The organism is Janthinobacterium sp. BHSEK (genome assembly GCF_056174685.1).
In genome coordinates this window covers 42,046-65,881 of sequence record NZ_JBWBYV010000035.1, presented here as the reverse complement: position 1 = coordinate 65,881, position 23,836 = coordinate 42,046, and the positions used below count along the sequence as shown (strand labels likewise).

Genomic DNA, 23,836 nt, shown 5'->3' with positions numbered 1-23,836 from the left:
GTACCGGTTGTCACGCCAGTGGCATTGCCGGGTAGCTAAGTTCGGAAGAGATAACCGCTGAAAGCATCTAAGCGGGAAACTTGCCTTGAGATGAGATTTCCCAGAGCCTTGAGCTCTTTGAAGGGTCGTTCGAGACCAGGACGTTGATAGGCTGGGTGTGGAAGTGCAGTAATGCATTAAGCTAACCAGTACTAATTGCCCGTACGGCTTGTCCCTATAACCTTAGCAGGTGCAGAGGATGAGAAAGTACATGTTGCGAAGTTGTTGATCGCAGTCATTACCCAAAATTCTAAATAATCCGCTTCTTCCAGATTCATGGCTTTGTCGCTCCACTGAGGACAAATGCCGGTACAAGTTATGCCTGATGACCATAGCAAGTTGGTCCCACCCCTTCCCATCCCGAACAGGACCGTGAAACAACTTTGCGCCGATGATAGTGCTGCAACCAGTGTGAAAGTAGGTTATCGTCAGGCTTGTTATTCGCAGTAGAGAAAAACCCCGCCGGACTCCGGTGGGGTTTTTTTTCGTCTGGCGGTTGGATGCGCCGCTGGTGCTGTCGGCTTACGCTGCGCTAAGCCGACCTACGCTGACCTGCGCCGACGGACATCGGCCAGCATCAACCATACCGGGTAGGTCGGATTAGCACGCAGCGCGTAATCCGACAACATTATTGGCGTTCGAGGGGAGGCTTATGCGCTTGCGCGCCAAGCTGACCTACGGTATAATTCGCCACCTCAGATCAGATGGTTTGCTGCCCCGTTGGGAGCAGGCTGTTGAAAAAGTTATGCCTGATGACCATAGCAAGTTGGTCCCACCCCTTCCCATCCCGAACAGGACCGTGAAACAACTTTGCGCCGATGATAGTGCTGCAACCAGTGTGAAAGTAGGTTATCGTCAGGCTTGTTATATAAAAAACCCCGCTAGGTGCGGGGTTTTTTTTCGTCTGCAGCGTTCATCGGACTAGATGCCCCAAGTGATGCTTTCGCCTTCTGCCTTGGCTGAGCGCAGCATTTCCATCAAGGGATAGGCGCGCTGCGAAAAATGGACTTTTTGCGCGCGCGCATGGGCGCCCGTTTCGCCATCTTCCAAGGTTTCCGGCGTATGCGCATCGTGTTCGACGTCATTTTCCGGATGCAGTTTGCTTTCCGCGACTTCTTTTTCCAGCAGGGCCAATGCATCGCCCGCTTCCGCTGGCGTGATGACGCCGCGCGTTGGGTTCTTGTGCAGGAGGTCGAGGATGCGCTGGGCATGTTCCTGGTACATCAGCACTTCAGGGGAGGATTTGGATTTGAATGAGATCAACATAAGCGCTTTCTGAAACTTGTTGTTAGTGTCGAAACAATATCACGACTTGAAATGTCGCACAGGCCGTCCGATTGCCCGGATTGCACATTTGCAAGCCGGATACAGCCATCTGTTGGACAACGCACGCATTTACAAGAGCTTGCTCACCGTGAAAACACCCGTTTAAGCGATCGTTAAGTCTCACTCCAGTTTTACCGAGTCCATGAAGGTATCGATGGTGTCACGCGACAGCTTGCTTTCTTCACCGAGAATGATGATCTGGAAAATCCGTTTATCCTGCGCCACAAAACGGCCGACCAGCAAGACAGGCTTGCCTTGCTGCGTGCCGCTGGCCTCGATGCTGAGCGAGCTGCGCTGTTGCGTTCCGGCAGCCGTGCTGCTGGCCGCCGATGCCGATTTTTCGCTACGCACGGTGCCGTTGATATTTTTTAACAGGGCAGTCTGCATAGCGGGCAAGGCCGCTTGCGCTTGTTCGGCGCTGTCGAGCACGGCGCTGCCGATGGCGAAGGTATTGCCATCGATTTCGCTGGCTGTCATGGTCAGGCTGACTTTCTTGCCATCGAGATCGATCTCGCGTGTCAGCACGGCCGGCTTGCCTGGAAACAAGGCCGTGAACTGGGCGTCAGGGCTGCGATAATCGCGCCAGTCGAATTTCGGACTGCAAGCGGACAAGACGCTGGCGGCCGCGAGCGTAGCCAGAAAGAGGGCAAGTGATGGTTTTTTCATCAGCAGATGGTAGCAGCGCCGCCAACCGCGCGCAATCGCGCACGCGTGGCGTTGGCCATTGGCCGCCTCATATCTCGCGCAGCACGCGCCGGTACTGGATCGCTTCGGCAACATGCGCTTGCGTAATGGCGGGGCTGCCCGCCAGATCCGCGATGCTGCGCGCCACGCGTAGTACCCGGTGGTAGGTGCGCGCCGACCAGTGCAGGCGCGCCATGGCGCCATGCAGCAGCTGTTCGCCGTGCGTTTCCAGGCGACAATGCTGTTCGATTTCCGTGTTGCTCAGCCTCTGGTTCGCTTTTCCCTGGCGTGCCAGCTGCAAGGCAAAGGCAGCCGCTACCCGCGTGGCGATGGCTTGCGTGCTTTCGCCGGCGCCGGCGTGCCGGCCCAGGGCCGCCGGCGCCATGGCGGCCACTTCGATTTGCAGGTCAATACGGTCGAGTAGCGGGCCGGACAGGCGGTTGTGATAACGGAGCACGGCGTCCGGCGTGCAGCGGCAACGTCCCGAAGCGTGGCCCAGATAGCCGCACGGGCAGGGATTCATGGCGGCGATCAGTTGAAAACGGGCAGGAAACTCGGCCTGGCGGGCCGCGCGCGAAATGCTGATCACCCCCGATTCCATAGGCTGGCGCAGCACATCGAGCACCCGGCGCTGGAATTCAGCGATTTCATCGAGAAACAGCACGCCGCAGTGGGCCAGCGAGATTTCTCCCGGGCGCGGCACGTTGCCGCCGCCCACCAGGGCCACGCCGGACGCCGTCTGGTGCGGGGCGCGGTAGGGGCGGCGTTTCCAGTGTTCCACCTTGAAGTGGCCGCCCAGCGAATGCACGGCGGCCGATTCCAGCGCTTCCTCATCGCTCATGGGCGGCAGCACGCCGGGGAAGCGGCTGGCCAGCATGGTCTTGCCCGCGCCCGGCGGTCCCACCATCAGCACGTTATGGCCGCCCGCGGCCGCCACTTCCAGCGCCCGCCGCGCCTGCTGCTGGCCCTGCACGTCGGCAAAGTCGGGGTACGGAGAAACGTGCGCTGCCAGCATGGGCTGATGACGTTGCAGGGCCGTGTGGCCGGCGTGCGCGGCAAAATGCGCGCAGACTTCGAGCAGGCTGTGAGCGGGATAGATGCAGGCATCGCTGACCAGCGCCGCCTCATCCGCATTCGCCTGCGGCAGGATGAAGGCGCGCGGCGTGCCCGCCTGACTGCGCTGCATGGCAAAGGTCATGGCCAGGGCGCCGCGGATGGGGCGCAACTGGCCTGAGAGCGACAGTTCGCCCGCGAATTCGTAGTGGTGCAATTGGTCGCCCGGCAACTGGCCGGACGCAGCCAGGATGCCCAAGGCAATGGGCAGATCGAAGCGGCCTGATTCCTTGGGCAGGTCCGCCGGCGCCAGGTTGGCCGTGATGCGCCGCGCCGGCATCTCGAAGCCGCAGTTTTGCAGCGCGGCCCGCACGCGGTCGCGCGATTCCTTCACTTCCGTATCCGGCAGGCCGACTATCGTAAACGAAGGCAAGCCATTGGCAAGGTGGACTTCGACACTTACCTCGGGCGCCTCCATGCCGGCCAGGGCGCGGCTTTTCAGGACGGCCAGACTCATCAGACTCCCCTGTGCCCTGGGGCGGGCAGGATCAGTCTAGCGCTTGAAATGCCGTCAGGCTTGAGGTATGCCAGCAAGGCCGTCAATAACGGCGCCTCGCTGACGGCACCTTACACCTTGGCCTTCGATTCGTTCAGGCGCGTTTCCAGTTCGATCAGGCGCAATTCCAGTGCGTCGAGCTTGGCGCGGGTCTTGGCCAGCACTTGCGCCTGGATATCGAATTCCTCGCGCGTGACGAGATCGAGGCGGGCGAAGCCCTGGGTCATCATCGATTTCACGTTTTTCTCGATATCCTTGGCAGGCGAGTTCTCGATGGCTTGGTGAATCTTGCCTTGCAAGTCGTTAAAGAAGGTATTCATGTCCATGTTCAGTCCTTTTATGGTGCGGCATGTGCATCGCACCATTGCGGTGCACAGCGGTGTTAATCTGGTGCGAAAATAGGCAAATCCACAACGCTTCAGCAGCGTATTCCCGCATGCCCAGCGGCTTGCAGGGTATGTATGGCCGGAAACGCACCTGTCAAGGTGGCAAGAGAGCTGGCACGTATTCTGCTAAAGAAGGTATGAACGCTTTGTGATCTCCAGCCAAGATTTTAAACCTCAACCGCTTTAAAAGTTCAATAAAAGGGAATCGCCATGAAGAATCTGTCCAAGAACATGACTTTAGCTGCAGCGTTGACGCTGGCCATGACCGCTTTGAGCGGCAGCGCCATGGCCCAGGATGCGGTGGCGGCGCCTGCTGCTGCCGTACCTGATAACGTGGTGAGCTACAACGTGGCGCTGACCAGCGACTACCGCTACCGTGGCGTGTCGCAAAGCCGTCTCGACCCTGCCATTAGCGGCGGCGCCGACTATACCCACAATCCGACGGGGCTGTACGTGGGAACCTGGCTGTCGAGCATCAAATGGATCAAGGACGGCGGCGGCGATACGAACCTGGAATGGGATATTTATGCCGGCAAGCGGGGCGAGATCAGCAAGGATTTTACCTATGACGTGGGCGGCCTGTATTACTTCTACCCATCGAATGGCTTGAGCACGAATGCGAACACCTTCGAGCTGTACGGCCAACTCGGCTATGGCCCGGCCTACATCAAGTACTCGCACTCGACCACCAATCTGTTCGGCGTGGCCGACAGCAAGAACAGCGGCTACCTCGACGTGGGCGCGAATATCGATATGTACGAAGGCTATCTGCTGAACTTGCATGTGGGCCGCCAGAAAGTCGAACATAACGATGCCCTCAGCTATACCGATTACAAGCTGGGCGTCACCAAGGATTTTGGCGTGGCAACTGTCGCCTTGGCCTACGTCAAAGCCAATATCACGTCGCTGGCACCGAATGGCAAGAATCTGGCGAAATCCGGTCTCGTGCTGACCGTATCCAAAACCTTTTAAGCGAGACTGCCATGAAAATGATTACTGCAATCATTAAACCGTTCAAACTGGACGAAGTACGCGAAGCCTTGTCGGCTATCAATGTGCAAGGCATTACCGTTACCGAAGTCAAAGGGTTCGGCCGCCAGAAAGGCCACACGGAACTCTACCGTGGCGCCGAGTATGTCGTTGATTTTTTGCCCAAGACCAAGATTGAAGCGGCCGTCGATGACGCCATTGTCGACCAGGCCATCGAAGCGATCGAAGGCGCGGCGCGTACCGGTAAAATCGGCGACGGCAAGATTTTCGTCTACAACCTGGAACAGGTCATCCGCATCCGTACCGGTGAAACCGGCAACGAAGCGCTCTAAGGGGAATATTGATGCGTAAAAATATAACAAAATTGCTAGCTGGGTTTGCCTGTCTTTGTGCGTTTGGCGTCGCCGCGCCGAGCTTTGCCGATGCCCCTGCCAAGACGGAAGCGGCCACGACCGCGGCCGTCGCCGCGCCCGCCGTCACGCCCGTGCCGGACGCAACGGCACCGGCTGCCGCCGCGCCGGCCCCGGCCGCTGCCGCGCCAGCCGCCGCGCCCGTCGCCAACAAGGGCGATACCAGTTTCATGATGATTTCCACCTTGCTGGTGATCTTGATGACCATCCCCGGCCTGGCCCTGTTCTACGGCGGTCTGGTGCGCTCGAAGAACATGCTGTCGGTGCTGATGCAAGTGTTCATGGTGTTCGCGCTGGTCATCGTGCTGTGGTGCATTTATGGCTATTCCATCGCCTTCACGGAAAAAACCGCCTTCTTCGGTGGCTTCGACCGCCTGTTCCTGAACGGTATCTGGGACCCGGCCAAGGGCACGTTTGCCGCCGCCGCCACGTTCAGCAAGGGCGTCGTCATTCCCGAGTTCGTCTTCGTCGCCTTCCAGGGCACGTTTGCCGCCATCACCTGCGCACTGATCGTCGGTGCCTTTGCCGAGCGCGCCAAGTTTGCCGCCGTGCTGGCCTTCGTCGTGCTGTGGTTCACGTTTGCCTACCTGCCTGCGGCCCACATGGTGTGGTTCTGGACCGGTCCTGACCTGATCACCAATGCCGCTACCTCGGCCAGCGAAGCCCTGAAAGCGGGCTGGATCTGGCAAAAAGGCGCGCTGGACTTCGCCGGCGGCACCGTGGTGCACATCAATGCCGCCGTCGCCGGCCTGGTGGGCGCGATCATGATCGGCAAGCGCGTTGGCTACGGCCGCGAATCGATGGCGCCGCACTCGCTGACGATGACCATGATCGGCGCTTCCCTGCTGTGGGTGGGCTGGTTCGGTTTCAATGCCGGTTCCTCGCTGGAAGCGGGCGACGTGGCAGCCCTGGCCTTCGTCAACACCTTGTTGGCCACTGCCGCCGCCACCCTGTCGTGGGTATTTGGCGAGTGGATCAGCAAAGGCAAGCCCTCCATGCTCGGTGGCGCATCGGGCGCCGTGGCCGGCCTGGTGGCGATCACCCCGGCGGCCGGCTTTGTCGGCCCGATGGGCGGCCTGGTCATCGGCTTGCTGGCCGGTATCGTCTGCCTGTGGGGCGTGAATGGTCTGAAACGCCTGATCGGCGCCGACGATTCGCTCGACGTGTTCGGCGTGCATGGCGTGGGCGGCATCCTCGGCGCCTTGCTGACGGGTGTGTTTGCTGCACCACAATTGGGCGGTCAGGGCATCTTCGACTTTGTCACCAACAAGATGTCGGCCGACCCGTACTCGATCGGCCATCAGGTGTGGGTGCAGGCGCAAGCGGTCGGCACCACCATCCTGTGGTCGGCCCTGGTCTCCGTCGTCGCCTATAAACTGGTCGACATCGTCATCGGCTTGCGCGTACCGGAAGAAGAAGAGCGCGAAGGTCTCGATATCACCAGCCACGGCGAGCAAGCGTATCATGGCTAAATAGCAAGGATCTGGCATGCCAGCGCCCCGGCGCGGCGTGCCTTGTCTGAAAAGGCGCCTCATCGAGGTGCCTTTTTTTCGTTGTGGGAATGGAAAAGGTCTTTAAAACAAGGCTTTTGCCCCGATTTGGGGTACTTACACGGTAATATAGTCGGCAGTTCTGTGTGCTTTTTTGAATACTGCACATAATTTAAGGATGTAACTATGGTTCCCCATCTCGTCACGGCCCTGACCGGACCGCTGCTCGACCTCGAAAAAAAGATTCTGGCCGCGACGCCGGCCATTGAGCGCTGGTTTCGCATGGAGTGGCAAGAGCACACGCCGCCCTTCTATTGCTCGGTAGACTTGCGTAACGCCGGCTACAAGCTGGCGCCCGTCGATACCAATCTGTTCCCTGGCGGTTTCCATAACCTGGCCACGGAAATGCTGCCCCTGTCCGTGCAGGCCGCCATGGCCGCCATCGACAAGTATTGCCCGGACGCCCGCAACCTGCTGATCGTGCCGGAATTGCACAACACCACGCCGCAGTACCTGCAGAACGTGGCGCGCCTGATGCAAATCTTCCGCCAGACGGGGCTGCACGTGCGCTTCGGTTCGTGGTCGCCCGACATCACCCAGCCGACACCCTTGGCGTTGCCAGATGGCAACATGCTCGTCATCGAACCGCTCGTGCGCCTGAACAATGGTCGCCGCCTGGGCTTGAAGGATTTCGACCCGTGCACGATCCTGCTGAATAACGACTTGTCGGACGGCATTCCCGATATCTTGCAAAACATCCATGAGCAAAGCCTGTTGCCGCCATTGCACGCGGGCTGGGCCTTGCGCCGCAAGAGCAACCATTACACGGCCTACGATGAAGTGGTGAAAAAATTCGGCAAGATGATCGATGTCGATCCGTGGATGCTCAATCCCTTCCACGCCAAGTGCAGCGACGTCAATTTCCAGGAAGGCGAGGGCGAAGATGCGCTGGCCGCCAGCGTCGACGTGCTGCTGGCCAAGATCCGCAAGAAATACAAGGAATACGGCATCAAGGAAAAGCCGTTTGTCATCGTCAAGCCCGATGCGGGCACGTATGGCACGGGCATCATGACGGTGCGCGACGCCAGCGAAGTGCGCGACCTGTCGCGCAAGCAGCGCGACAAGATGTCCATCGTCAAGGACGGAAAAGTGGTCACTGACGTCATCATCCAGGAAGGCGTGCCGACCTTCGAGAGCATCAAGGATGCCGTGGCCGAACCCGTCGTCTACATGATCGACCGCTACGTGGTGGGCGGCTTCTACCGCGTGCACGCGGAGAAGGGCGTGGACCAGAACCTGAACGCGCCCGGCTCGCAGTACGTGCCGCTGGCGTTTGCCCAGCAGCATGCCGTGCCGGACTTGAAGGCCAAGCCAGGCACGGCCGCGCCGAACCGTTTCTACGTGTATGGCGTGGTGGCGCGCCTGGCCTTGCTGGCCGCGTCGCTGGAAATGGAGCGCACGGACCCGAATCCCGAGGTGTATTGATCCCTCCCCGCAGCTTGCCGGGCGCGGTGACCACTGCGCCTGGCGATCTCGGCTAGAATCAAGCATTCCTTATCAGGCTCCCCGATTGGACGCACCATGAAAATTGCATTCCTTGCCGACCCGCTGGCAGGCTTCAAGACTTACAAAGATTCCACCTTCGCCATGATGCGCGAGGCGGCCAGGCGCGGCCACGCCGTCTACGCCTTCGAACAGAAGGACATGGCGCTGGAAGAAGGCATCGTCACGGCACGGGTAAACCACATCGAGCTGACGGGCGATGAACACGACTGGTACAAGGTCGTTTCCACCGAGGAAATGCGCCTGTCGGCGCTGGATGCCATCATCGAGCGCAAGGACCCGCCGTTCGACATGGAATACGTGTACGGCACGTATTTGCTGGAACTGGCGGAAAAGCAGGGCGCCTGCATCTTCAACAAGCCGTCCGCCATCCGCGACAACAATGAAAAGCTGGCCATTGCCCAGTTTTCCGAATTCACGTCGCCGACCCTGGTGACGTCGGATGAGGCGCGCCTGCGCGCCTTCCACGCCAAGCACCAGGACGTCATCTTCAAGCCGCTCGACGGCATGGGCGGCACGGGCATCTTCCGCGTCAAGGCCGATGGCCTGAATCTGGGCGCCATCATCGAGACCTTGAGCGAGAACGGCGCGCAGACCATCATGGCGCAGCGTTTCATCGCCGACATCGTCAAGGGCGACAAGCGCATCCTCGTCATCGGCGGCAAGCCGGTGCCGTTTTCGCTGGCGCGCATCCCGCAGGCGGGCGAAGTGCGGGGCAACCTGGCGGCCGGCGGCACGGGCGTGGCGCAGCCATTGACGGCGCGCGACCTGGAAATCGCAGAAAAGCTGGGCCCCATCCTGGCCGCGCGTGGCCTGATGCTGGTAGGATTGGACGTGATCGGCGACTATCTGACGGAAGTCAATGTCACCAGCCCGACTTGCTTCCAGGAAATCATGCAGCAGACGGGTTTTGACGTGGCAGCCATGTTTGTCGACGCCGTCGAGCATGGCGTTGCGCAAGCGCAGCAGCGCTAGAAGGTGAAATGACTATGGTAGGGATTTTGCTCATGACACATGCACCGCTGGGACAGGCTTTCATCGCCGCCTGCGCGCATGTGTTTCGCGGGCCAACGGAACGGTTTGAAGCCATCGACGTCGTCGCCGATCAGGACCTGGCGGAAGTGCAAAAGCTGGCCTCGGAAGCCATCTGCCGCCTCGACGACGGCTCCGGCGTGCTGGTGATTACCGACGTGAAGGGCGGCACGCCGTCGAACTGCTGCAACAAGCTGGCCGATGCGGGCAGGGTGGAAGTCATCGCCGGCATCAGCCTGCCGATGCTGCTGCGCGCCATCACGTATCGCCGCGACACGCTCGACGTAGTGGTAGAGATGGCGCTGGCCGGTGCGCAAAGCGGCGCCGTGCGCGTCGATAACCGCATCCGCGTGGGCGAGTAAAGAGTGACATGGCCGCCGCCCTGAAGGCGGCGGATTTTATAGCTAGGGCTGGCAACAATGCAGTGCATTCAGGGATAGAGACCATACAAAAATGATTCAAAAAGAACTCGAAATCATCAACAAGCTGGGACTGCATGCACGCGCCTCCGCCAAATTTACCCAGCTCGCCGCCAAGTTCAAGAGCGACGTCTGGCTGACCCGCAACGCGCGCCGCATCAACGCCAAGTCCATCATGGGCGTGATGATGCTGGCCGCCGGCAAGGGCGCGAAAGTGACCCTGGAAGCCGAGGGCGATGATGAGCAGGCATGTGTCGATGCGCTCACCGCCCTGATTAATGACAGGTTTGGCGAAGGCGAGTAATGCCCGCCGAACGCAGCCGCAGCCGCATTCCGACAGGTCAACCCATGGCATCTTTCACGCTCCACGGCATCCCGGTTTCCCGCGGCATCGCCATCGGCCGCGCGCATCTGCTGGCGCCGGCCGCCCTTGACGTCAAACATTACCTGGTCGCCCAGGAGCAGATCGAAGCCGAAGTCCAGCGCCTGCAAAGCGCCATCGCCACCGTCCACAAGGAACTGCAGACCCTGTGGAACGAGCTGCCCAAGGATGCGCCCACGGAGCTGGGCGCCTTCATCGACGTGCATGCGCTGATCCTGTCGGACCCGATGATTTCCGAAGCGCCGCTCGACATCATCCGCAAGCGCCATTACAACGCCGAATGGGCGCTGCTGACGCAGATCGATGAATTGTCGGCGCAGTTCGATGAAATCGAAGACCCGTACCTGCGCGAACGCAAGGCCGACATCCAGCAGGTGGCCGAGCGCGTATTGAAAGTCTTGCTGGGCACGGAACAGCTGTTGCCCAAGGCCGCGGCCGAAGACGAATTGATGGCGCAGATGATCGTCGTCGCGCACGACATTTCTCCGGCCGACATGCTGCAGTTCCGCGACCGCTCCTTCATCGGTTTCATTACCGACGTGGGCGGGCAGAACTCGCACACGGCCATCGTCGCGCGCAGCCTCGATATTCCCGCCGCCGTCGGCATGTCGCAGGCATCGATGCTGATCGAGCAGGATGACTGGCTGATCATCGACGGCGACGCGGGCGTCGTCATCGCCAACCCCAGCGCGCTGGTGCTGGAACAGTACCGCGAGCGCCAGACGGCCATGCAGCGCGCGCGCAAGAAGCTGGGCAAGCTGAAAAAGACGCCGGCCGTGACCAAGTGCGGCACGCCCGTCACCCTGTTGGCGAATATCGAATTGCCCGAGGATTGCGCGTTTGCGCTGGAGTCGGGCGCCAGCGGCGTGGGCCTGTTCCGCTCCGAATTCCTGTTCATGGGCCGCGCCCACAAGATTCCCACCGAGGACGAGCAGTTCGAGGCTTACCGCAACACGGTGCAGTCGATGAAGGGAAAAGTCGTCACCATCCGCACGCTCGACATCGGCGCCGACAAGCCGCTCGACCAGTCCGACCATACGGCCTTGAATCCCGCCCTGGGTTTGCGCGCCATCCGTTACTGCCTGGCCGAGCCGCAGCTGTTCCTGACGCAGCTGCGGGCGATTTTGCGCGCCTCGGCCTTCGGCAAGGTGCGCATCCTGATCCCGATGCTGGCGCATGCGTTCGAGATCGACCAGTCGCTGGCCATGATCGCGCAGGCGAAGGCCAGCCTGCGCGAGGAGGGCGTCAAGTTCGACGACGAGGTCGAAGTGGGCGCCATGATCGAGATTCCGGCCGCCGCGCTGGCCCTGCCCATGTTCGTCAAACGCATGGATTTCCTGTCGATCGGCACGAACGATCTGATCCAGTACACCCTGGCCATCGACCGGGTCGACTACGAAGTGGCGCATTTGTACAATCCGCTGCATCCGGCCGTGCTGCAGCTGATCTCGATGACGATCGCGGCCGGTCACAAGGCGGGCATCGACGTGGCCGTGTGCGGCGAGATGGCGGGCGACGTGAAGCTCACGCGCTTGCTGCTGGGCATGGGCTTGCGCGAGTTTTCCATGCATCCGGCCCAGCTGTTGGCGGTCAAGCAAGAGATCCTCAACAGCGATCTGGGGCTGATTGCGCCACAAATGCGCAAAATTATGCGTTCCATGGAGCCAAATGTGATCGCGGAAGCCGTCCATCAACTTCAGCTCATGTAAACTGTCACCTTAGGCATCAGGACACATCGCGCGCGGCAAGAGGTGTCCTGATGTTAAAGTTGCAGTACCTATCATCGCGGTGCTGCATCGACCATGGCCCGTGGGGCCGCCCCCCTTTTATAAACCGACACACATGTCATCCATTGGAATCGTTTCGCCGCAAACCATGTATTTTGCGCAACCCCTGCAGCTGCAAAGCGGCGCATCGCTGCGGGACTATATGTTGATGTATGAAACCTACGGCACCCTGAATGCCGACAAATCGAACGCGGTGCTGGTCTGCCACGCCCTGAACGCCTCGCACCACGTGGCCGGCGTCTACGCGGACGAACCGAAGAGCACGGGCTGGTGGGACAATATGGTCGGTCCCGGCAAGCCGCTCGACACGGACAAATTCTTCGTCATCGGTGTCAACAACCTCGGCTCCTGCTTCGGTTCGACGGGCCCCATGCACACCAATCCCGCCACCGGCAAGCCGTATGGCGCCAGCTTCCCCGTCGTCACGGTGGAAGACTGGGTCAGCGCCCAGGCGCGCCTGGCCGATGAACTGGGCGTCAAGCAGTTCGCCGCCGTGATGGGCGGTTCGCTGGGCGGCATGCAGGCGTTGGCGTGGAGCATCATGTTTCCCGAACGGCTGCGTCACTGCGTGGTGATCGCCTCGACGGCCAAGCTGTCGGCGCAGAACATCGCCTTCAATGACGTGGCGCGCCAGGCCATCCTGTCCGACCCCGATTACCGGGGCGGCGACTTCTATGCGCACGGCGTGGTGCCGAAGAACGGCTTGCGCGTGGCGCGCATGGTGGGCCACATCACGTATCTGTCGAACGACGACATGGCCGAGAAATTCGGCCGCAAGCTGCGCGACGCGGCGCAGACGGGCGATTACAAATTCGGCTTCGGCATCGATTTCGAGATCGAATCGTACCTGCGCTACCAGGGCGACAAGTTCTCCGAATACTTCGACGCGAACACCTATCTGCTGATTACCAAGGCGCTCGATTATTTCGATCCGGCGCGCGCGCATGGCGGCGACCTGGCCAAGGCCCTGTCGGGCACGAAGGCCAAGTTCTTCCTCGCCTCGTTTTCCACCGACTGGCGCTTCTCGCCCGAGCGCAGCCGCGAAATCGTCGAGGCGCTGGTGTGCAACCGCCGCCAGGTCACGTATGCCGAAATCGACGCGCCGCACGGCCACGACGCCTTCCTGCTGGAAGATGCGCGCTACATGAACATGGTGCGCGCCTATTATGGCCAGGTCTGGAACGACATCGGGGCGGGCGCGCCCGCCGCAGTACAGAACACCGCCGTCCGCCAGGGCGCGAAGGAGACAGCATGACTTTTGACGAATTGAGCGCGCTGCGCCCCGACCTGGCCTTCATCGCCCACTGGGTGCCGGACAACGCGCACGTGCTGGACGTGGGTTGCGGCGAAGGCGTGATGCTGCAGTATCTGCAAAGCGACAAGGAGTGCAGCGGTTACGGCATCGAGATCGCCGACGACAAGGTGCTGGCCAGCACCCTGCGCGGCGTGAACGTGATCCAGCAGGATATGGAAAAGGGCCTGGCCATTTTCGGCGACAACAGCTTCGATACGGTGCTGTGCCTGTCGTCGCTGCAGATGATGAAGCAGGTCGAGCCGCTGCTGCGCGACATCGTGCGCGTGGGCGCCGAGGCCATCGTTTCGTTCCCCAACTTCGCCTACTGGCCGCACCGCGTGGCCTTGCTGAAAGGCCGCATGCCCGTGTCGAAGTCGCTGCCTTACCAATGGTACGACACGCCCAACGTGCGCTGCGCCACCATCAACGACTTCCGCGAGCTGGCCGAGGAATGCGGCCTGGAAGTGATCGACTGCGTGGCCCTGGCCGAAGGCAAGATGGTCTCCGTGCTGCCCAACCTGCGCGGCGACCTGGCCGTCTTCCGCCTGCGTAAAAAAGCGGTGCATTGATGAATGTCAGCCCGGCGCCAGGATGGCGTTCCTATGCCAATGGCCGCATGCTGGCCGTGCTGGTGCTGGGCTTCAGTTCCGGCTTGCCCCTGTTCATCCTGCTGTACCTGCTGCAGGCATGGCTGGCCAAGTCGGGCTTGAACGTCAAGGCGCTGGGGCTGTTCGCCCTGGTGCAGTTCCCCTACATCTGGAAATTCCTGTGGGCGCCCCTGATGGATCGCTACCGCATCCTGGGACTGGGGCGCCGGCGCGGCTGGATGGCGCTCACACAAGTGGCGCTGTTCTTTTCCATCGGCGGCATGGGCATGCTGGACCCGCTCACGCAGATCGGCCTGATCGCGGCCGCCGCCGGCGGGGTCGCCTTTCTGTCGGCCAGCCAGGACATCGTCATCGACGCCTACCGGCGCGAAATCCTGTCCGATAACGAGCAGGGCCTGGGCGCCGCCGTCATCGTCAACGCGTATAAAGTGGCGGGCATGGTGCCGGGCGCGCTGTCGCTGATCCTGGCCGACCGCATGCCGTGGCAGCCCGTCTTCTGGATCACGGCCGCCTTCATGCTGCCGGGTCTCGTGTGCACTTTGCTGATCAGGGAGCCGACCGTGTACGGCTCGCCGCCGAAGACGATGCGCGAAGCGATCATCCTGCCGTTCCAGGAATTCATCGCGCGCGATGGTTGGCGTAACGCAATGTGGATCCTCGCCTTCGTATTACTCTACAAGATCGGCGACAGCATGGCGACGGCGCTGGCGACGAAGTTTTATCTGGACCTGGGTTTTAGCATGACGCAGATCGGCCTGGCCGCCAACACCACGGGTTTCTGGGCCAGCCTGGCCGGTGGCGTGGTGGGCGGCGTGTGGATGCTCAAGCTGGGCATCAACCGGGGCCTGTGGGTATTTGGCGCGCTGCAGGCGATCGCCATTCTGGGCTTTGCCTGGCTGGCGCAGGTGGGACCGAATACCATGCTGCTCAGCGCCGTGATCGGCTTCGAAGCCTTCGCCAGCCTGGGCCTGGGCGCGGCCGCCTTTGTCGCGTTCCTGTCGCGCACCACGGACCCGCGCTACACGGCCACGCAATATGCCCTGTTTTCCAGCCTGAGCGCCGTGCCGCGCACCCTGATCAATGCCTCGGTGGGCTTTCTGGTCGCCGAGCTGGGCTGGTTCTCGTTTTTCATCGTGTGCTTCTTCCTGGCCTTTCCGGCCATGATGATGCTGCCTAAAATCGCTCCATGGAGGTCTGCCAATGGCACCAATATCCCTTAAACGTTACACCGTCCTGGCCAGCCTGTGCGCGGCCACCGCGCTGGCGCCCCTGTCCGTCCACGCCCAGCAGGCGACGGTCCAGGATGGCATCGAGGTGCGTCCCCTGTCGACGTCGCGCATCTTTGCCGGCGGCGCCGATTTCAATGCACAGTCGAAGCAGCAGTATATGCAGCTGGTCAACGAGGCAAAGGAAAAAAATGCGCTGGTGCCCGACAGTGACCCGCAGGTCAAACGCCTGCGCGCCATCGCCCAGCGCATCATCCCGTTCGCCACGCGCTGGAACGAGGCGGCGGCCAGCTGGAACTGGCAGGTCAACCTGCTCAACTCGGATGAGGTCAACGCCTTTTGCATGCCGGGCGGGCAGATCGCTTTTTACAGCGGCATCATCAGCAAGCTGAATCTGACCGACGACGAAGTGGCCATCGTCATGGGCCATGAGATTTCCCACGCCTTGCGCGAACACTCGCAGGCGCAGGCGGGCAAGGGTAACCTGGCCGCCGTGGGCGCCAAGCTGGCCGGCGCGGGCCTGTCGGCCTGGCTCGGCGTTGACCCGAATCTGACCAGTACCGCCACGAATATGGCGGCGAAGGGCGTGATGCTGAAGTTTTCGCGCGATGATGAACGCGAGGCGGACCTGATCGGCATGGATCTGGCCGCGCGCGCCGGTTTCGACCCGCGCGCCGGCGTCATCCTGTGGCAGAAAATGGCGGCAGTGAGCAAGGGCGCGCCGCCGGAATTCCTCTCGACGCACCCGTCGGGCAAGGACCGCATCTCGCAGATGAACAGCCACATGGCGCAAGTGCTGCCCCTGTATGCGCGCAGCAAGGGCGTCAGCGTGGACGCCTTGCCGCCGTACCGCAGCAACGCCATCGCGCAGCGCTAGGATGGCCAAGCGTCACGCCGCCGCACCGTTGCCCATGCGCGACGGCGTGGCAGCCAGCTACCTGTGGCTGCCGGAGGGGCAGTGGCCGGACATGCTCGCCTTCCTGGTCGAGCGCTACCCGCACATCAGCGCCGCGCAATGGCGGGACCGCATGGCGCGCGGCGAAGTGGTCGATGGCGACGGCGCCGTGCTGACGCCTGACAGCGCGTACAAGCGCGGCATGCGCATTTTTTACTACCGCGAGCTGGAACGGGAAACGCCGATCCCTTTTCACGAGGAGATCCTGTTCCAGGATGAGCATCTGATCGTCGTCGACAAGCCGCATTTCCTGCCCATGACGCCAGGCGGGCGCTTCGTGCAGGAGACCTTGCTGACGCGCCTGAAGAAAAACCTGGACTGCGCCGAGCTGACGCCGATCCACCGCCTCGACCGCGAGACGGCCGGCGTGGTGATTTTTTCGTGCCAGATCGCCAGCCGTGGGGCTTATCAGTCGCTGTTCCAGCGCCGCGAAGTGCGCAAGACGTACGAGGCGCTGGCGCCCGTGCTGGCGGGACGCGATTTTCCATTCACGTACCGCAGCCGCATGGTCGAGGGTGAGCAGTTTTTCCTCATGCGCGAGGAAGCAGGCGAGCCGAATTCGGAAACCGTCATCGACGTGATCGAACGGCGTGGCGACGTGACTCTGTACCGCCTGCAGCCGCACACGGGGCGCAAGCACCAGCTGCGCGTGCACCTGGCATCGCTGGGCATCCCCATCGTCAACGATGCGTTTTACCCGGTGGCGCTGCCGTGCAAGGAAGACGACATGTCGCAGCCCTTGCAGCTGTTGGCGCGCGCGATCGAGTTCACCGACCCCTTGAGCGGCGCGACGCGCCATTTTGAAAGCCGGCGCATGCTGGCATAACCAGATACCCCCATTGATTGGCGCGTCAACCATGCTGTCGGATTACGGCCCTGCGGCCCTGATCCGACCTACGCCAGATCGGGCGTAGGTCGGATTAGCGCGAAGCGGGTAAGCCGACAACACCCGCGACGTGTCAAAGATCAGCCCTTGAGCGTGTAGTCGATGATCAGCGGCGCGTGATCGGAAAACCGCTCGTCCTTGTAGACGCTGACCGTATGCGCCTGGGCCGCGATGCCTGGCGTGGCGACGTGGTAATCGATGCGCCAGCCCACGTTCTTCGCGTAGGCTTGTCCGCGGTTGCTCCACCACGTGTACTGGTCTTCGCGCTTGTCCAGGCCGCGGTGCACGTCGACGAAGCCCACTTCGTCGAAGACGCGCGTCAGCCATGCGCGCTCTTCCGGCAGGAAGCCGGAATTCTTCTTGTTGCCCTTCCAGTTTTTCAGGTCGATTTCATGGTGGGCGATGTTCCAGTCGCCGCAGATGACCACTTCGCGGCCCAGCGCCTTCAATTCCAGCAGGTGCGGCAGGAACAGTTCCATGAAGCGGAACTTGGCTTCCTGGCGCTCCGGGCCGGACGAGCCGGAGGGGCAGTACACGGAAATGACGGACAGGTTGCCAAAATCACAGCGCACGTAGCGGCCTTCGGCGTCGAATTCGGGGCTGCCGAAGCCGATATGCACGGCGTCCGGTTCCACCTTGCTGTACACGCCCGTGCCGGAGTAACCCTTTTTCTCGGCATAGTGGAAATGGCCATGGTAGCCGTGCGGGTTGAGGAATTCAGGCGTCATGTCGGGCAGCTGCGCCTTCAATTCCTGCACGCAGATGAAATCGGCCGTCTGCGTGCCCATCCAGTTGAAAAAGCCTTTTTTGGCGGCGGAACGGATGCCGTTCAGGTTGGCGGAGATAATTTTTGGCATAGGTCGAAAGTGAAAAGGGCGCTGGACGGGGCCGGCGGGCGCGGCATGGCGATTGTCTCGCCGCTGCGCGCGGATTAAAATACAGGCACTTTTAAAAAATGAGGCTAATGTGAATAATTTACGCCAGCAGTTTATCGCGTTTTCAGTATCCAAGGGAGTCTTGCGGTTCGGCGAGTTCACCACCAAGGCCGGGCGATCATCGCCGTACTTCTTCAATGCGGGCCTGTTCCACGACGGCGCCACCCTGGCCGAGCTGGCGCAGTTCTACGCGCAGACCCTGCTCGACTCGGGCGTGGAGTTCGACATGCTGTTCGGCCCCGCCTACAAGGGCATCACCCTGGCGTCGGCCACCGCCGTGGCGCTGGCCGGCAAGGGCCGCAACACCTCGTTCGCCTTCAACCGCAAGGAAGCCAAGGACCATGGCGAAGGCGGCACCATCGTCGGCGCCAAGTTGCATGGCAAAGTTGTCATCATTGACGATGTGATCTCGGCCGGCACCTCGGTGCGCGAATCGGTGGACATGATCCGCGCCGCCGGCGCCGAGCCATGCGCCGTGCTGATCGCCCTGGACCGCATGGAGCGCTCGGGCCCGGACGGCCAGCTGTCGCCAAGTTCGGCGGTGCAGGAAGTGTCGAAACAGTACGGCATCCCCGTCATCTCGATCGGCAACCTGGACGACTTGTTCGGCTACCTGAACGGCGCGGGCGCCGATCCGGAACTGCTGAAACATAAAGAAGCTGTCTCCGCCTACCGCGCGCGCTACGGTATCTAAGGCTCAGGCGCGCTTGAACGTCCTGTTCGTTTGCAGCCGCAACCAGTGGCGCAGTCCCACGGCGGAGCGGGTATGGCGCAGCCATCCCGCCCTGTCCGTGCGTTCGGGCGGCACCAGCACGAACGCGCGCCATCCCGTCAATGCGAATGACCTGGCCTGGTGCGAGGTGATTTTCGTGATGGAGGAGAAGCACAAGTCGCGCCTGCGCGCGCAGTTTGGCCGCCTGCTCGAGCACAAGACCATCCACGTGCTCGATATCCCCGACGAGTATCAATTCATGCAGCCGGAACTGGTCGAGCAGCTCGAACTGTCGGTCGCGTCCATTCTCGGCCTCGATTGACCCAGCGCACCTGCGCATAGCGCCGCTGGATTTCGCGCATCAATGCCCTGGCCACGCCGCGATGGCGAAACGGCGGTTTCACGAACAGCATATTGAGCGTGGCTTGCGCCCCGCAGGGACTGAAATCGAGCATGGCCACCTGCTGCCCGTCGATGCAGGCCGACAGCGCATGCTCTCCCAAAGCCGTTACTTGGATCACGCCAGCCATGGTTTGACCACCGCATGCAGGCCCAGGGCGAACAGGCCGATAAAAAAGCAGCGCTTGAATACCAGCTGCGCGATGCGTCCGCGCAGCCATTGACCGGCCAGCATGCCGGCCAGCGCCGGCAGCAGCGCATACGCGGAAGCGCCGGCTGCGCCCAGGCTGAAGTCGCCGTGCAGGGCCAGGCTGGCCGCCAGCGCCACGGTCGATGCCGTAAAGGCCAGGCCCAGCGCCTGCACCAGCGCATCGCGCGCCAGGCCCAGTCCCTGCAGATACGGCACGGCGGGGATCACGAACACGCCCGTGGCGGCCGTCACCAGTCCCGTCGCCGCACCCGCCAATGGCCCCAGCCACGTTTCGTGCCGCGCCGGCACGCGCAGCTGCAGCGAAAACAGGCCGGCCAGCGCATACAGCATCAGCACCACGCCCAGCGCGACGACGGCCCAGGCGCCGCTGTCGGCCGGCAGCAGGGCGCCGCCCGCCACGGTAGCGGCCATGACGGCGGCCAGCATGGGCCACAGGCGCCGCAGCAGGGCGCGCAGGCCGGGGCCGGCCGCCAGCTGCCAGACATTCGTCACCATCGACGGCACGATCAGGAGGGCCGCCGCCTGCACGGGCGGCATGACGAGGCTGAGCGTGCCCATGGCCACCGTCGGCAAGCCCAATCCGACTACGCCCTTGACGAAGCCAGCGACGAGGAAGCTGGCGCCGACGGCCAGCAGGAATGACGTCTCCATTTTTTCTATTCCAAAGTGAATTGCGTGGATTCTGCGCGCGCTGGGCGGTTTCGCCAAGGTGGATTATTTTGAGTCAGGCTCAGTAAAATACGAAGGCTGGTAAGATGCTGAAAAGGGGAGCCGCCATGCGCTTTGATCTGGTCGATTTGCAGTTGTTCGTCAACGTGGTGGAAGCGGGCAGCCTGACGGCGGGCGCCGCGCGCAGCCATCTCGCATTGGCCTCCAGCAGTGCGCGCGTGCGCGGCATGGAAGAGATGCTGGGCATGCCCTTGCTGCTGCGCGGCCGGCGCGGCGTGGAGCCGACGCCCGTGGGCCAGACCTTGCTGCATCACGCGCGCCTGGTACTGCTGCAAATGGAGAAAATGCGCGGCGAACTCGGCGAATTTGCACGCGGCTTGAAAGGGCAGTTGCGCCTGCTGTGCAATACGGCGGCGCTCAGCGAGTTTTTGCCCGAGGCGCTAGGCGCTTTTCTCGACCGCCATCCGAACCTGACCATCGACCTGGAAGAGCGCCTCAGTTACGATATCGTCAAGGCCGTCTCGGAAGGACTGGCCGACATGGGCATCGTGTCCGACTCGGTCGACATGCGCGGCTTGCAGACGTTTCTGTTCCGCCCCGACCGGCTGGTGGTGATCGCCGCGGCCGACGGCGTGCATCACCGCGCCCTGGGCCAGGATGGCGTCGTCGACTTTGCCAGCGTACTGGATCACGATTTCATCGGCCTGGCCGACGACAGCGCGATGCAGCAGTACCTGGGCATGCATGCGGCGCGCCTGGGACGCCCCTTGAAGGTGCGCGTGCGCCTGCGCAGCTTCGATGCCGTGTGCCGCATGGTGGCCAGCGGCGTGGGCATCAGCGTGGTGCCGCTGGCGGCGGCCAGCCGCTGCCAGCAGACGATGGCGCTGCGCTGCCTGGAATTATCCGATCCCTGGTCGGTACGCAATCTGACGATCTGCGTGCGCCAGTTCAGTGAATTACCCCTGTATGCGCGCCAGTTGATCGATCATCTGAAGGCGTGACAGGGCATGACAGGAGCAGCGATGCGTTTTTCAGAAGACAAGATGGCCAGCCTGCTGTGCAGCGACCGGGTCGAGCGGCCCATCCACATCTGGCAGCCGGAGCATCCCCGCGCCGTGATCCTGGCGATCCACGGCGGCATGGCGCATGCGGGCGACTACGTCACGCCGGCGCTATACTTCCGCCAGCACGGCATCGCCACCGTCAGCTTTGACATGGTGGGCCACGACGGCAAGCGCAAGGTCGACATCCCCTCGTTCGACGCCTTCCTCGACGACGAGGAGCTGTTCCTCGCCTGGGTCACGCAGACGTATCCGGGCGTGCCCGTGTTCGTCATGGGCCACTCCATGGGCGGTCTGATCGCCACGCACCTGGGGCTGTGGCGCTTTGCGGGCGACCCGGCCATCAAGGGATTTGTGTTTTCATCGCCGTATTACGTGAATGCGATACCCGTGCCGAAGGTGCTGCAGATGCTGTCCGGCTGGCTGGCGCAGCGCTTTCCGACGATGAAAGTGCCGCTGGGTAACCTGACCATGTTGCTCACGCATGACCAGACCATCACCGCGCGCCATTTTCAGGACGAGCGCGATGGCATCCGCGCCAGTGCCGCGTCGGTGCGTTTCGCCCATGCGCTGACGTCGGCGCAAAAGGCGCTGGCGGGCGGCTTGTCAGACTGGCGTTTCCCCCTGTTCGCCGCGGTGGCGGGCGACGACAAGCTGGCCGACAGCCGCGCCACGGAAAGCCTGCTGCGCAGCGTGCCCGATGGCCTGCTCGACTATCATTTTTATCCGGCCAACTATCACGAGAATTTCAATGAGGTGAACCGCGAGGCGATCTTTGCCGCCATCCTGGCCTGGATGGAAAAACTGCTGGCACCCGTGCAGGCGTGAGGGCCGGGTATCGTTATAATCGGATTAACTGAATTTACCGCCGGCGCATGCCGGCCCGGTCCCCGCGGCACAGGGGAATACTCAAGGAACGAACGATGCGCTTGCTGATTGCCCTGTTACTCCCGTGGCTGACCTTTTTCACGATCGGCCGCCCGATCGCCGGCATCATTTGCCTGATCCTGCAAATCACCGTGATCGGCTGGCTGCCGGCCACGATCTGGGCCGTGTATGCGCTGAGCCAGTACAAGACGGACCAGAAGATCGCCGACGCCATGCGCCGGCGCTAACCTTCTAAGACTGGCCTAAGCTGCGCTTCCTATCTTGATTCAACCGACATGAGGAGAGTGAGATGGCATTGAACAGAGGCGGTACCCTGGGCCTGGCGGCGGCAATGCTGGCCGCCGGGCTGTTGCTGGGAAGTGCGGCGCAGGCGCAAACCGACGGAGCACTGCCGCCCGTGCAGAAGAGCGGGGCGGTGGAGTACCTGAGCGGCGGCATCGGCCTCGATGAGTCGACGGCCATCAAGAGCGCCAGCCGGGATTGGCCCTTGAGCCTCGTGTTTTCCGTGCAGGCGGCGGGCAAGGCGGAATTTGCCTCCGACGTGAAGCTGGAAATACGCGACGCCAAGGGCGCTCCGGTGCTGGATACGACGGCCAGCGGCCCCTTCCTGCTGGCGAAACTGGCGCCCGGCAGCTACAGCCTGCGCACCACCCTGGCGGGCAAGACGCTGGAGCGCAAGGTACAGATCAAGGCGGGCAGTTCCGCGCGCGTGGAGCTGGTCTGGCCGGCGGGAACGAACCAGGGCCGGCCTTGATGCGGCGACGGCAGCCCGATCAGCTGACCGCCAGCACGCGCCCTTCGGCGGCGCTTTGCAGCGCCAGTTCGATCAGGCGTATCGTCGCTGCCGCATCCTCGGCCGCCACGGGCGCCGGTGCGCCGTGGCGGATGGCGTCGGCCATGCCCTGGTAAAAGTCCTGGTAGCGGCCCGCCTGCATTTCGAGGTGTTCGCAATGGCCGTCCGGCTGCGTGCCCAGGTGCAGCGCGCCGCGCACGGGGTCAACGCCCCAGCCGGGCTGGCCCGGCCTGCCGCCCGCCTTCAGGGCATCTTCCTGCGGATCGAGGCCGAATTTCACGAAACTGCCCTTGTCGCCATGCACGGCGAAGCGCGCCGTCGGCGCCTTCACCAGGCAGCCCGCTTGCAGCACCACGCGCAGCCGCTCGTAATACAAAACGATGTGCATGTAGTCGACGGCTTGCGCGCCATCGCGCTGCAGGACGATATCGGCATACAGCTTTTCCGGCTGGCCGAACAGCAGCATGGCCTGGTCCAGCATGTGCGGACCCAGGTCGTACAGCAAGCCGCCGCCCGGCGCTCCGGATTCGCGCCAGCGCTGGCGGATCTCGGGGCGGAAACGGTCGAAGTGCGATTCGACGCTGGCGATGCGCCCCAGGGTGCCTTGCGCCAGCAGCGCTTTCAAGGTCAGGAAGTCGCCATCCCAGCGCCGGTTGTGATACACGCTGAGCACCAGCTGGCGCTCTTTCGCCAGCGCGATCAGGCTCTGTGCTTCGGCGCTGGAAATGGTGAAGGGCTTGTCGACCACCACGTGCTTGCCCGCCTGCAGGGCCGCTTGCGCCAGGCTGAAATGCGCCTCGTTGGGTGCGGCGATGACGACCAGTTCGATGGATGGATCGGCAAACAGCTGCGCCGCTTCCGCATACACGGTGGCGTGCGGCCAATCCTTGTGCACGAGCTCGGGCTTGCTGGAGGCGACGGCCGCCAGTTCCAGGGCATCGATGGCGGACAGGACGGGAGCGTGGAAGGTGGAGCCGGCAAAGCCGTAGCCGACCAGGCCGGTTTTGATCTTGTTCATGGCGTGTTCACAGGTGCGTGGAAGAATCCATGATCATACCCGCAAGCGGGCGGCGGTAGCGCTG

The 23,836-nt window shown here is 62.4% G+C and carries 27 protein-coding genes and 3 rRNA genes; 22 read left to right on the top strand and 8 right to left on the bottom strand.

Annotated elements, in window-relative coordinates:
• The 3 genes from AC0V2Y_RS14435 to rrf (AC0V2Y_RS14425) form a co-directional block, all read left to right on the top strand.
• Window positions 1-216, top strand: a 23S ribosomal RNA gene (locus tag AC0V2Y_RS14435); the annotation flags it as partial.
• A 144-nt stretch (window positions 217-360) separates the two neighbouring features.
• Window positions 361-473: ribosomal RNA gene (rrf, locus tag AC0V2Y_RS14430) — 5S ribosomal RNA — on the top strand.
• Window positions 474-787: 314 nt separating this feature from the next.
• Window positions 788-900: ribosomal RNA gene (rrf, locus tag AC0V2Y_RS14425) — 5S ribosomal RNA — on the top strand.
• A 60-nt stretch (window positions 901-960) separates the two neighbouring features.
• On the opposite strand, the gene AC0V2Y_RS14420 is transcribed toward rrf (AC0V2Y_RS14425), so the two are convergent.
• From AC0V2Y_RS14420 to AC0V2Y_RS14405, 4 genes are all read right to left on the bottom strand, one after another.
• A complete protein-coding gene (locus AC0V2Y_RS14420) occupies window positions 961-1,305 on the bottom strand; it encodes a DUF1840 domain-containing protein (protein WP_475416734.1) in 345 nt (114 codons plus the stop codon).
• 180 nt (window positions 1,306-1,485) lie between these two features.
• Window positions 1,486-2,031 (bottom strand): hypothetical protein, encoded by a 546-nt coding sequence (locus AC0V2Y_RS14415; protein WP_475416735.1) that lies wholly within the window; start codon window positions 2,029-2,031, stop codon window positions 1,486-1,488.
• A gap of 67 nt (window positions 2,032-2,098) precedes the next feature.
• Window positions 2,099-3,619, bottom strand: a complete 1,521-nt coding sequence (locus AC0V2Y_RS14410; RefSeq protein ID WP_475416736.1) for a YifB family Mg chelatase-like AAA ATPase — start codon at window positions 3,617-3,619, stop codon at window positions 2,099-2,101.
• Window positions 3,620-3,729: 110 nt separating this feature from the next.
• A complete protein-coding gene (locus AC0V2Y_RS14405; RefSeq protein ID WP_436479579.1) occupies window positions 3,730-3,984 on the bottom strand; it encodes an accessory factor UbiK family protein in 255 nt (84 codons plus the stop codon).
• Window positions 3,985-4,254: 270 nt separating this feature from the next.
• Here AC0V2Y_RS14405 and AC0V2Y_RS14400 point away from each other — a divergent pair, with 270 nt between their 5' ends.
• From AC0V2Y_RS14400 to AC0V2Y_RS14340, 13 genes are all read left to right on the top strand, one after another.
• Window positions 4,255-5,016, top strand: coding sequence for a TorF family putative porin (locus tag AC0V2Y_RS14400; RefSeq protein WP_475416737.1), 762 nt, complete (start codon window positions 4,255-4,257; stop codon window positions 5,014-5,016).
• An 11-nt stretch (window positions 5,017-5,027) separates the two neighbouring features.
• Window positions 5,028-5,366 (top strand): P-II family nitrogen regulator, encoded by a 339-nt coding sequence (locus AC0V2Y_RS14395; protein ID WP_010393464.1) that lies wholly within the window; start codon window positions 5,028-5,030, stop codon window positions 5,364-5,366.
• Window positions 5,367-5,377: 11 nt separating this feature from the next.
• The gene (locus AC0V2Y_RS14390) at window positions 5,378-6,916 is read left to right on the top strand and encodes an ammonium transporter (protein ID WP_475416738.1); all 1,539 of its coding nucleotides are present in this window, start codon (window positions 5,378-5,380) and stop codon (window positions 6,914-6,916) included.
• 204 nt (window positions 6,917-7,120) lie between these two features.
• Entirely contained in the window at window positions 7,121-8,419 is a 1,299-nt protein-coding gene (gene gshA, locus AC0V2Y_RS14385) for a glutamate--cysteine ligase (protein WP_077399358.1), read from the top strand.
• Window positions 8,420-8,515: 96 nt separating this feature from the next.
• On the top strand, window positions 8,516-9,472 hold the full coding sequence (gshB, locus tag AC0V2Y_RS14380) for a glutathione synthase (protein WP_475416739.1): 957 nt from the start codon (window positions 8,516-8,518) through the stop codon (window positions 9,470-9,472).
• Window positions 9,473-9,486: 14 nt separating this feature from the next.
• A complete protein-coding gene (locus AC0V2Y_RS14375) occupies window positions 9,487-9,891 on the top strand; it encodes a PTS sugar transporter subunit IIA (RefSeq protein ID WP_029496035.1) in 405 nt (134 codons plus the stop codon).
• A gap of 91 nt (window positions 9,892-9,982) precedes the next feature.
• Window positions 9,983-10,252: an HPr family phosphocarrier protein gene (locus AC0V2Y_RS14370; protein ID WP_010393142.1), complete on the top strand. Its 270-nt coding sequence runs from the start codon at window positions 9,983-9,985 to the stop codon at window positions 10,250-10,252.
• A gap of 44 nt (window positions 10,253-10,296) precedes the next feature.
• Window positions 10,297-12,039 (top strand): phosphoenolpyruvate--protein phosphotransferase, encoded by a 1,743-nt coding sequence (gene ptsP / locus AC0V2Y_RS14365; protein ID WP_475416740.1) that lies wholly within the window; start codon window positions 10,297-10,299, stop codon window positions 12,037-12,039.
• Window positions 12,040-12,172: 133 nt separating this feature from the next.
• Window positions 12,173-13,372 (top strand): homoserine O-succinyltransferase MetX, encoded by a 1,200-nt coding sequence (gene metX, locus AC0V2Y_RS14360; protein WP_475416741.1) that lies wholly within the window; start codon window positions 12,173-12,175, stop codon window positions 13,370-13,372.
• Window positions 13,369-13,980, top strand: a complete 612-nt coding sequence (metW, locus tag AC0V2Y_RS14355; RefSeq protein ID WP_475416742.1) for a methionine biosynthesis protein MetW — start codon at window positions 13,369-13,371, stop codon at window positions 13,978-13,980. Before metX ends, metW begins: the two co-directional genes overlap by 4 nt.
• Window positions 13,980-15,239: an AmpG family muropeptide MFS transporter gene (locus AC0V2Y_RS14350; protein WP_475416743.1), complete on the top strand. Its 1,260-nt coding sequence runs from the start codon at window positions 13,980-13,982 to the stop codon at window positions 15,237-15,239. The genes metW and AC0V2Y_RS14350 overlap by 1 nt, the downstream gene beginning before the upstream one ends.
• Complete coding sequence (locus AC0V2Y_RS14345) at window positions 15,220-16,122, top strand: M48 family metallopeptidase (RefSeq protein ID WP_475416744.1); 903 nt, start codon at window positions 15,220-15,222, stop codon at window positions 16,120-16,122. The genes AC0V2Y_RS14350 and AC0V2Y_RS14345 overlap by 20 nt, the downstream gene beginning before the upstream one ends.
• A 1-nt stretch (window position 16,123) precedes the next feature.
• A complete protein-coding gene (locus tag AC0V2Y_RS14340; RefSeq protein WP_475416745.1) occupies window positions 16,124-17,026 on the top strand; it encodes a pseudouridine synthase in 903 nt (300 codons plus the stop codon).
• A gap of 140 nt (window positions 17,027-17,166) precedes the next feature.
• Here the strand turns inward: AC0V2Y_RS14340 and AC0V2Y_RS14335 are convergent, their stop codons facing one another.
• A complete protein-coding gene (locus AC0V2Y_RS14335) occupies window positions 17,167-17,943 on the bottom strand; it encodes an exodeoxyribonuclease III (protein WP_436544100.1) in 777 nt (258 codons plus the stop codon).
• 109 nt (window positions 17,944-18,052) lie between these two features.
• Here AC0V2Y_RS14335 and pyrE point away from each other — a divergent pair, with 109 nt between their 5' ends.
• Window positions 18,053-18,715, top strand: coding sequence for an orotate phosphoribosyltransferase (pyrE, locus tag AC0V2Y_RS14330; protein WP_475416746.1), 663 nt, complete (start codon window positions 18,053-18,055; stop codon window positions 18,713-18,715).
• Window positions 18,716-18,728: 13 nt separating this feature from the next.
• On the top strand, window positions 18,729-19,055 hold the full coding sequence (locus tag AC0V2Y_RS14325; RefSeq protein ID WP_475416747.1) for a low molecular weight protein tyrosine phosphatase family protein: 327 nt from the start codon (window positions 18,729-18,731) through the stop codon (window positions 19,053-19,055).
• Here the strand turns inward: AC0V2Y_RS14325 and AC0V2Y_RS14320 are convergent.
• The gene (locus AC0V2Y_RS14320) at window positions 18,991-19,263 is read right to left on the bottom strand and encodes a GNAT family N-acetyltransferase (protein ID WP_475418344.1); all 273 of its coding nucleotides are present in this window, start codon (window positions 19,261-19,263) and stop codon (window positions 18,991-18,993) included. The two genes, AC0V2Y_RS14325 and AC0V2Y_RS14320, sit on opposite strands and share 65 nt — an antisense overlap.
• Window positions 19,251-19,994 carry a sulfite exporter TauE/SafE family protein gene (locus AC0V2Y_RS14315; RefSeq protein WP_475416749.1) on the bottom strand — a complete coding sequence of 248 codons (744 nt, stop codon included), beginning with the start codon at window positions 19,992-19,994 and terminating at the stop codon, window positions 19,251-19,253. Before AC0V2Y_RS14315 ends, AC0V2Y_RS14320 begins: the two co-directional genes overlap by 13 nt.
• A 125-nt stretch (window positions 19,995-20,119) precedes the next feature.
• Here AC0V2Y_RS14315 and AC0V2Y_RS14310 point away from each other — a divergent pair, with 125 nt between their 5' ends.
• From AC0V2Y_RS14310 to AC0V2Y_RS14295, 4 genes are all read left to right on the top strand, one after another.
• Window positions 20,120-21,013, top strand: coding sequence for a LysR substrate-binding domain-containing protein (locus AC0V2Y_RS14310; protein ID WP_034749390.1), 894 nt, complete (start codon window positions 20,120-20,122; stop codon window positions 21,011-21,013).
• Between the two features lie 21 nt (window positions 21,014-21,034).
• On the top strand, window positions 21,035-21,901 hold the full coding sequence (locus AC0V2Y_RS14305) for an alpha/beta fold hydrolase (RefSeq protein ID WP_475416750.1): 867 nt from the start codon (window positions 21,035-21,037) through the stop codon (window positions 21,899-21,901).
• Between the two features lie 95 nt (window positions 21,902-21,996).
• Complete coding sequence (locus tag AC0V2Y_RS14300) at window positions 21,997-22,188, top strand: YqaE/Pmp3 family membrane protein (RefSeq protein WP_326458128.1); 192 nt, start codon at window positions 21,997-21,999, stop codon at window positions 22,186-22,188.
• A 62-nt stretch (window positions 22,189-22,250) separates the two neighbouring features.
• The gene (locus tag AC0V2Y_RS14295) at window positions 22,251-22,715 is read left to right on the top strand and encodes a carboxypeptidase regulatory-like domain-containing protein (RefSeq protein WP_475416751.1); all 465 of its coding nucleotides are present in this window, start codon (window positions 22,251-22,253) and stop codon (window positions 22,713-22,715) included.
• Window positions 22,716-22,734: 19 nt separating this feature from the next.
• Here the strand turns inward: AC0V2Y_RS14295 and AC0V2Y_RS14290 are convergent, their stop codons facing one another.
• Complete coding sequence (locus AC0V2Y_RS14290; RefSeq protein WP_475416752.1) at window positions 22,735-23,772, bottom strand: oxidoreductase; 1,038 nt, start codon at window positions 23,770-23,772, stop codon at window positions 22,735-22,737.
• Window positions 23,773-23,836: the final 64 nt, after the last annotated feature.